6 protein-coding genes are annotated in these 9,005 nt (G+C 60.2%); 4 read left to right on the top strand and 2 right to left on the bottom strand.

The window, feature by feature from the left end; translation table 11 throughout:
• Window positions 1-181: 181 nt before the first annotated feature.
• Complete coding sequence (gene typA, locus ACZ6YA_RS25605) at window positions 182-2,005, bottom strand: translational GTPase TypA (RefSeq protein WP_016489590.1); 1,824 nt, start codon at window positions 2,003-2,005, stop codon at window positions 182-184.
• A gap of 126 nt (window positions 2,006-2,131) precedes the next feature.
• Window positions 2,132-3,586 carry a tRNA uracil 4-sulfurtransferase ThiI gene (thiI, locus tag ACZ6YA_RS25600; RefSeq protein ID WP_465900499.1) on the bottom strand — a complete coding sequence of 485 codons (1,455 nt, stop codon included), beginning with the start codon at window positions 3,584-3,586 and terminating at the stop codon, window positions 2,132-2,134.
• A gap of 468 nt (window positions 3,587-4,054) precedes the next feature.
• Between thiI and glnA the strand changes: the two genes are divergently transcribed.
• The 4 genes from glnA to ntrC all read left to right on the top strand — a co-directional run bounded on the left by glnA (window position 4,055) and on the right by ntrC (window position 8,938).
• Window positions 4,055-5,461 carry a type I glutamate--ammonia ligase gene (gene glnA, locus ACZ6YA_RS25595; RefSeq protein ID WP_465900497.1) on the top strand — a complete coding sequence of 469 codons (1,407 nt, stop codon included), beginning with the start codon at window positions 4,055-4,057 and terminating at the stop codon, window positions 5,459-5,461.
• Between the two features lie 151 nt (window positions 5,462-5,612).
• Window positions 5,613-6,155, top strand: coding sequence for a chorismate mutase (locus tag ACZ6YA_RS25590; RefSeq protein WP_465900496.1), 543 nt, complete (start codon window positions 5,613-5,615; stop codon window positions 6,153-6,155).
• Between the two features lie 264 nt (window positions 6,156-6,419).
• Complete coding sequence (glnL, locus tag ACZ6YA_RS25585; protein ID WP_403133950.1) at window positions 6,420-7,505, top strand: nitrogen regulation protein NR(II); 1,086 nt, start codon at window positions 6,420-6,422, stop codon at window positions 7,503-7,505.
• Window positions 7,502-8,938 carry a nitrogen regulation protein NR(I) gene (gene ntrC, locus ACZ6YA_RS25580; RefSeq protein ID WP_400796462.1) on the top strand — a complete coding sequence of 479 codons (1,437 nt, stop codon included), beginning with the start codon at window positions 7,502-7,504 and terminating at the stop codon, window positions 8,936-8,938. Before glnL ends, ntrC begins: the two co-directional genes overlap by 4 nt.
• Window positions 8,939-9,005: the final 67 nt, after the last annotated feature.

Below are 9,005 nucleotides of genomic sequence, written 5' to 3'. Positions count from 1 at the left end.
GGGAGGCTTGGACGAGGCGAAAACCGCGTCCAAGCCTCAAATGTGTAAACCATGTCCCCGGTTTACTATGTAAACGATGTCTCCGGTCGTACACCGCGAAGAGAGCACCACCGAATCGCCAGACAAACAAAAACGCCCCCGGCCTTTCGACCGGGGGCGTTTTCATTCAGCCTGAACTAACTTAGCTGTTCTTGGCTTTCTTCGCAGCGCGGGTACGCTCGCTTTCGTCCAGGATCTTCTTGCGAAGACGGATGGACTTCGGCGTTACTTCGCACAGCTCGTCTTCCTGGATGTATTCCAGAGCCTGTTCCAGGGTGAAGCGAACTGGCGGAACCAGGGCGATGACTTCGTCTTTACCCGAAGCACGCATGTTGTCGAGCTTCTTGCCCTTGGTAGGGTTGACGCCCAGGTCGTTGTCGCGGCTGTTCTGGCCGATGATCTGACCGTTGTAGATCTCTTGACCGTGCTCGACGAACAGCTTGCCACGCGCCTGCAGGGTTTCCAGCGAGTAAGTCAGCGCCTTGCCGGTTTCGACCGAAACCAGTACGCCGTTCTGACGGCCGGACATGTGGCCGGACTTCACCGCGTCGTAGCGATCGAAGATCGAGGTCAGGATGCCTGCACCGTTGGTCAGGGTCAGGAACTGGTTACGGAAACCGATCAGACCACGCGCTGGGATGTTGTATTCCAGGCGTACACGGCCCTTGCCATCCGGAACCATGTTGGTCAGGTCGCCTTTACGCAGACCCATCTCTTCCATGACCTTGCCCTGGGATTCTTCAGGGATGTCGATGGTGACGTTTTCGAACGGTTCCTGCTTCACGCCGTCGACTTCACGGATGATCACTTCCGGACGGCCCAGGGCCAGCTCGAAGCCTTCGCGACGCATGGTTTCGATCAGTACCGACAGGTGCAGCTCACCACGGCCCGAGACCTTGAACTTGTCTGGGGAGTCGGTTTCTTCAACGCGCAGGGCAACGTTGTACAGCAGCTCTTTGTCCAGACGGTCCTTGATGTTACGGCTGGTGACGAACTTGCCTTCCTTGCCGCAGAACGGCGAGTCGTTGACCTGGAAGGTCATCGAAACGGTAGGCTCGTCAACGGTCAGCGGCTTCATCGCCTCGACGGCAGTCGGGTCGCACAGGGTGTCGGAGATGAACAGCTCGTCGAAACCGCTGATGCAGACGATGTCGCCAGCCTGGGCTTCTTCGACGTCGACGCGGTGCAGGCCGTGGTGGCCCATCAGTTTCAGGATTCGGCCGTTACGCTTCTTGCCGTCGGCGTCGATGGCGACAACCGGGGTGTTCGGCTTGATGCGACCACGGGCGATACGGCCAACACCGATCACACCCAGGAAGCTGTTGTAGTCCAGTGCGGAGATCTGCATCTGGAACGGGCCGTCACGGTCTACAGCTGGCGCTGGAACGTGATCGATGACTGCCTGGTACAGGGCAGTCATGTCTTCGCCCATTTCGGTGTGGTCCAGACCGGCGATGCCGTTCAGGGCCGAGGCGTAGACGACTTTGAAGTCCAGCTGTTCGTCGGTGGCACCGAGGTTGTCGAACAGGTCGAAGATCTGGTCCAGAACCCAGTCAGGACGCGCGCCCGGACGGTCGACCTTGTTGATCACGACGATTGGCTTGAGGCCAGCTTCGAAAGCCTTCTTGGTCACGAAGCGGGTTTGCGGCATCGGGCCGTCTTGAGCGTCGACCAGCAGCAGCACGGAGTCGACCATCGACATTACACGCTCAACCTCGCCACCGAAGTCGGCGTGGCCGGGGGTGTCGACGATGTTGATGTGGTAGCCATTCCAGTTGATGGCGGTGTTTTTCGCCAGGATGGTAATACCGCGCTCTTTTTCCTGGTCGTTGGAGTCCATGACGCGCTCGTCGTTGAGCTCGTTACGTTCCAGAGTGCCGGACTGACGCAGTAGTTTGTCGACCAGAGTGGTTTTACCATGGTCAACGTGGGCGATGATGGCGATGTTACGCAGATTTTCGATCACAACTGTATCTCGATCAGAGGATTCGGTTGCCGCCAGTCTAGGCGGCCAATATGAAGGTAAAAGGCTCAGCAGGCCCGGCGGTCGGGAGGGCGATGGCGGATGCTGCCGCCATACAGCCCTGGCGTCTTATGTCGGACGATAAACACGCACATTGGCATGTCCCTCACTGAGCAGATGGTGTGCGTGCAAACGGCTCATCACACCCTTGTCGCAATACAGCAAGTACTGGCGGGTTTCATCCAGCTGCTTGAACTTGCTGTTGATCGCGTAGAACGGCATCACCTGGACTTCAACGCCCTCGAGCACCAGCGGCGCGTCTTCCTGGGCATCGGGGTGACGAATGTCGATGACGATCTGGCCGGGCAGCGCCTCGCTGACTTCCTCGATTTCGATGTCCTTGCCCAGCTCATCGATCACATGGTCGATGGAGATGAATTTGGCACGTTCGAGGGCGCGCTCCAGCACGGCCATGTCGAATTGCTTCTCTTCATGCTCCATGCGGTGGCGCTTGGCGTGGGTGGTCGGGTTTACCGAGATCACCCCACAGTACTCAGGCATGTGCTTGGCGAAGTCGGCGGTGCCGATTTCGGTGGCCTGGTCAATGATGTCCTGCTTGTGGCTGGCCAGCAATGGGCGCAGCACCAGCTTGTCGGTGGCCGAGTCGATGATCGACAGGTTCGGCAGTGTCTGGCTCGATACCTGGGAGATCGCTTCGCCGGTCACCAGCGCTTCGATTTGCAGACGATCGGCCATGTGCGCGGCGCCGCGCAGCATCATGCGCTTGAGGGTCACGCCCATGTAGCTGTTGTCGACCTTGTTGAGAATCTCGCCGACCACCTCTTCGAACGGCACGCTGATGAACAGCACGCGCTGGCTGCTGCCGTATTTCTTCCACAGGTAGTGGGCGACTTCCATCACCCCCAGTTCGTGGGCACGGCCGCCGAGGTTGAAGAAGCAGAAGTGGGTCATCAGGCCGCGGCGCATCATCTGGTAGGCCGCCACGGTGGAGTCGAAGCCACCGGACATCAGCACCAGGGTCTGCTCAAGGGCGCCCAGCGGATAGCCGCCGATACCGTTGTGCTGGTTGTGGATCACGTACAGGCGCTGGTTGCGGATTTCGATGCGTACCAGCACTTCGGGGTTTTTCAGTTCGATGCCGGCGGCGCCACACTGCTGGCGCAGCTGGCTGCCAACGTAACGGTCGACGTCCATCGAGGTGAAGTCATGGTGGCCACCGCGCTTGCAGCGTACGGCGAAGTGCTTGCCGGCCAGCAGGTGACCGAAATGCTGCTTGCACTTGGCGACGATGTCGTCGAAATCACCCAACGGGTATTCCTCGACCTGCAGGAAGTGGGTGATCCCCGGGGTGCAGGTGAGGCGCTCGATCATCTCGCGCTGGACCTTCTCGTCCTCGACGCGGGTGACCACTTCGAGATTGTCCCAGACACCATCGACCGCGAGCTCAGGATCGAGGTCCTTGAGCACGTTGCGGATGTTCTTGCCGAGCTGGCGGATGAAGCGCTTGCGCACCGGCCGGCTCTTGATGGTGATCTCTGGGAAGACTTTGACGATAAGTTTCATTGGTTTAACAGCGCGCGCAGGGCCTGCCGAAAATGAGGGGCGCGAATTATAGCGGAAATTGCTCAGGATTTGACCAACTTTTGGTCAGAAGCTTTGAGATAGATGCTGGAGGGGGATTGTGAGCGCCTGCGCCGGCCTCTCGCGGATGAATCCGCTCCTACGCGTGCGCGATGCCCGTAAGAGCGGATTCATCCGCGATGAGGCCCTCAAAAACAGCACAACACCAAAGCATTGCACCAACTTGGTGCCTTGCCAGGTTTTTCTGCCTCCTAATGGTGCAATTTCCAGCCGCCATTGCGGGTCACAAGCCCGCAAACGCCCCCTTTTATCCCGCCCTCGCCATTTTCGGGCACTGGCATGCAATTTGCTCCCTTGTGAGGCAGGTAAGCTTGGCCGACTATCCGCGCCCAGCATCACCCTTTTTCCAGGGCAGCGGCCCACCGCGCTCTAGACCATCCGGAGGACAACATGTCGAAGTCGGTTCAACTCATCAAAGATCATGACGTCAAGTGGATTGATCTGCGTTTCACGGACACCAAGGGCGTTCAGCATCACGTGACCATGCCAGCGCGTGATGGCCTGGACGAAGACTTCTTCGAAGTCGGCAAGATGTTCGACGGCTCCTCCATCGCAGGCTGGAAAGGCATCGAAGCCTCCGACATGATCCTGATGCCGGTCGACGACACTGCTGTGCTGGACCCGTTCACCGAAGAGCCAACCCTGATCATCACCTGCGACATCGTCGACCCGTCGAGCATGCAGGGCTACGATCGCGACCCACGTGCGATCGCCAAGCGTGCCGAAGAGTATCTGAAAGGCACCGGCATCGGTGACACCGTATTCGCAGGCCCAGAGCCTGAGTTCTTCATCTTCGACGAAGTGAAGTTCCAGTCGGACATCTCCGGCTCGATGTTCAAGATCTTCTCCGAGCAAGGCTCGTGGATGACTGGCGCTGACGTGGAAGGCGGCAACAAAGGCCACCGTCCAGGCGTCAAAGGCGGCTATTTCCCGGTTCCACCGTTTGACCACGACCACGAAATCCGTACTGCCATGTGCAACGCACTGGAAGAAATGGGCCAGGTCGTTGAAGTTCACCACCACGAAGTGGCGACTGCCGGCCAGAACGAGATCGGCGTCAAGTTCAACACCCTGGTGAAGAAAGCTGACGAAGTACAGGCCCTGAAGTACGTCGTGCACAACGTTGCCGACGCCTACGGCCGTACCGCCACCTTCATGCCGAAGCCACTGTACGGCGACAACGGCTCGGGCATGCACGTGCACATGTCGATCTGGAAAGACGGCAAGAACACCTTCGCGGGCGAAGGCTATGCCGGTCTGTCCGACACCGCACTGTACTTCATCGGCGGTATCATCAAGCACGGCAAGGCCCTGAACGGCTTCACCAACCCATCGACCAACTCCTACAAGCGTCTGGTCCCAGGTTTCGAAGCCCCGGTCATGCTGGCTTACTCGGCGCGCAACCGTTCCGCCTCGATCCGTATTCCTTACGTCGGCAGCCCCAAAGCCCGCCGTATCGAAGCACGCTTCCCGGACCCATCGGCCAACCCGTACCTGGCCTTCGCGGCCCTGCTGATGGCTGGCCTGGACGGCATCCAGAACAAGATCCACCCAGGCGATGCGGCCGACAAGAACCTGTACGACCTGCCACCGGAAGAAGCCAAGGACATCCCACAAGTCTGCGGCAGCCTGAAGGAAGCCCTGGAAGAGCTGGACAAAGGCCGTGCGTTCCTGACCAAGGGCGGCGTGTTCTCCGACGACTTCATCGATGCCTTCATCGCGCTGAAGAGCGAAGAAGAGATCAAGGTCCGCACCTTCGTGCACCCGCTGGAATATGAGCTGTACTACAGCTGCTGATCTGATCGGCGCCTGGCGTCGATGAGTTCACCGAAAACGGCCTTCTTCTGAAGGCCGTTTTTATTTTTCCATTTGTGAGAATCGGAAGCGTCCTACCTGCAGAAATTGTCTGCCCGTTCACAATCGGGTCTCCACGCACAAGGAGATCAAGATGCGCCTCACCCCGATTACTCTCATCCTTGCACTCGGCCTGCTCGGCTGCCAGACACACACATCCTCGGAATCCGAATTTACGCCCTTGCTGACCGGCATCGAACAACGGCTCAACTTGGCGAGCTCGGTCGCGGTACACAAGTGGGATCAGCACCTGCCGGTAGAATCTACCGCGCGAGAAGGTCAGGTGCTGGCACAAGCACGCCAACTGGCCTCCAACTACAACGTCAGCCCAGAACGCGCCGCCGCGTTCTTCAGCGACCAGATCGAAGCCAACAAGATTGTTCAGTACACCCTGCTCGACCGCTGGACGAGGCTCGGGTATCGGCCCCCCGCTACTCGGCTCGATCTCGCGAAAGACCTTCGGCCGCATCTGGACAAACTTCAGATAACACTACTGAACGAGCTGAGCCGCTTCGACCAGCAGCAGCCGAAAGACTGCCAGCGAAAACTCTCACACGCACTGGCACAGCGTACCAACGACTGGTTGCGCCACCAGGCACTGCTGCGCGCCACCCTGCAGCTGTGCGCCAAACGCTGAGCGTGAGAATGCTCTATATTGGTGCATGACCCTCCTCAGCATCCGACCCGGCAGCCCAAAACAGTTCACGTGAACCGGTACACCAGAAGAACCTGAGCCGAATATGCGCAATTACAGGTCTTTCTCAAGGAATTCCGCTTCTTTTCGGAGCCTTGGTTTGTTTCTTGCATTTTCAGCACAGAGACTGGCATCAGCGGACCCGCCGCGTGCCCGGCCATGGCCGGGCCATGCCTGACAAGCGCCAAAAGAGGTCAACGACGCCTTATGACCATCAGCGATGCACAGCACCGTCTGCTTCTGGACAACCTGACCACGGCCACGCTCCTGCTCAACGCCGAGCTGCGTCTTGAGTACATGAACCCGGCCGCAGAAATGCTCCTTGCCGTGAGCGGGCAACGCAGCCATGGGCAGTTCATCAGCGAACTGTTCACCGAGTCGACCGAGGCGCTCAATTCCTTGCGCCAGGCCGTGGAACAGGCTCATCCGTTCACCAAGCGCGAAGCGCAACTGACCTCGCTGACCGGGCAGGCCATTACGGTCGACTACGCCGTGACGCCGATTCTGCACCAGGGCAATACCTTGCTGCTGCTGGAGGTGCACCCACGCGACCGCCTGCTGCGCATCACCAAGGAAGAAGCCCAGCTGAGCAAGCAGGAAACCACCAAGATGCTGGTGCGCGGCCTCGCCCACGAAATCAAGAACCCGCTCGGTGGCATCCGTGGCGCCGCACAATTGCTGGCCCGCGAGCTGCCGGAAGACGGCCTGCGCGACTACACCAACGTGATCATCGAAGAGGCCGACCGCCTGCGTAATCTGGTGGATCGCATGCTCGGCTCGAACAAGCTGCCGTCCCTGGCCATGACCAATATCCATGAGGTGCTGGAACGGGTCTGCAGCCTGGTCGAAGCGGAAAGCCAAGGCTGCATCACGTTGGTGCGCGATTACGACCCGAGCTTGCCGGACGTACTGATCGACCGTGAGCAGATGATCCAGGCCGTGCTGAACATCGTGCGCAACGCCATGCAGGCGATCAGCTCGCAGAACGAACTGCGCCTGGGCCGCATTACCCTGCGCAGCCGCGCGATGCGCCAGTTCACCATCGGCCATGTGCGCCACCGCCTGGTGGCCCGTGTCGAAATCATCGACAACGGCCCAGGCATTCCCAGTGAACTGCAGGACACGCTCTTCTATCCCATGGTCAGTGGCCGCCCGGATGGTACCGGGCTGGGCCTGGCCATTACCCAGAACATCATCAGCCAGCACCAGGGCCTGATCGAGTGCGAAAGCCACGCCGGGCACACCGCCTTCTCGATCTTCCTGCCCCTGGAACAAGGAGCCACCGCCTCATGAGCCGAAGTGAAACCGTATGGATCGTCGACGATGATCGCTCCATCCGCTGGGTCCTGGAAAAAGCCCTGCAACAGGAAGGCATGACCACCCAGAGCTTCGACAGCGCCGATGGCGTGATGGGCCGCCTGGCCCGGCAGCAGCCGGACGTGATCATTTCCGACATCCGCATGCCCGGTGCCAGCGGCCTCGACCTGCTGGCGCAGATTCGCGAGCAGCACCCACGCTTGCCGGTCATCATCATGACCGCCCATTCCGACCTGGACAGCGCGGTAGCGTCGTATCAGGGTGGTGCTTTCGAGTACCTGCCCAAACCGTTCGACGTCGATGAGGCGGTATCGCTGGTCAAGCGCGCCAACCAGCATGCCCAGGAACAACAAGGCCTCGACGTGCCCCAGGCACTGGCCCGCACACCGGAAATCATCGGTGAAGCGCCCGCGATGCAGGAGGTGTTTCGCGCCATTGGCCGCTTGAGCCACTCCAACATCACCGTGTTGATCAACGGCGAATCCGGTACCGGCAAGGAACTGGTCGCCCATGCCTTGCACCGCCACAGCCCACGCGCCGCCTCGCCATTCATCGCCTTGAACATGGCCGCCATTCCCAAGGACTTGATGGAGTCGGAGCTGTTCGGCCACGAGAAAGGCGCTTTCACCGGCGCTGCCAACCTGCGCCGCGGTCGCTTCGAGCAGGCCGATGGCGGCACGCTGTTCCTCGACGAAATCGGTGACATGCCGGCCGACACCCAGACCCGCCTGCTGCGGGTACTGGCCGATGGCGAGTTCTACCGTGTGGGTGGCCATATCCCGGTCAAGGTGGACGTACGGATCATCGCCGCGACGCACCAGAACCTCGAGTCACTGGTACAAGCCGGCAAATTCCGGGAAGACTTGTTCCACCGTCTCAACGTCATCCGCATCCATATCCCACGCCTGGCCGACCGCCGCGAGGACATTCCCGCCCTCGCCCGCCACTTCCTCGGTCGTGCCGCGCAGGAACTGGCCGTCGAACCGAAACTGCTTAAGCCGGAAACCGAGGAGTTCATCCGCAACCTGCCCTGGCCAGGTAACGTGCGCCAGCTGGAGAATACCTGCCGCTGGATCACCGTGATGGCCTCCAGCCGCGAGGTGCTGATCGGCGACCTGCCGCCAGAGCTGCTCAACCTGCCGCAGGACGCCGCACCGGTTACCAACTGGGAACAGGCCCTGCGCCAATGGGCCGACCAGGCCCTGGCCCGCGGGCAGTCGAACCTGCTCGACAGCGCGGTGCCGAGCTTCGAACGGATCATGATCGAGACGGCGCTCAAGCACACCGCCGGGCGGCGCCGTGATGCCGCGCTGCTGCTGGGTTGGGGTCGCAATACTCTGACCCGCAAGATCAAGGAGTTGGGGATGAATGTGGACGGGGGCGATGATGATGAGGGTGAAGAGCACTAATCCCTGAGATCTTAGCTGGATTCTTCGCGGGCAAGCCCGCTCCCACAGCTACCCCGCAGGTTTCAAG

This window comes from Pseudomonas sp. NPDC090752 (assembly GCF_055584805.1).
Note: the sequence above shows the minus strand (reverse complement) of the source record. Positions and strands in the feature narration are given on the sequence as shown.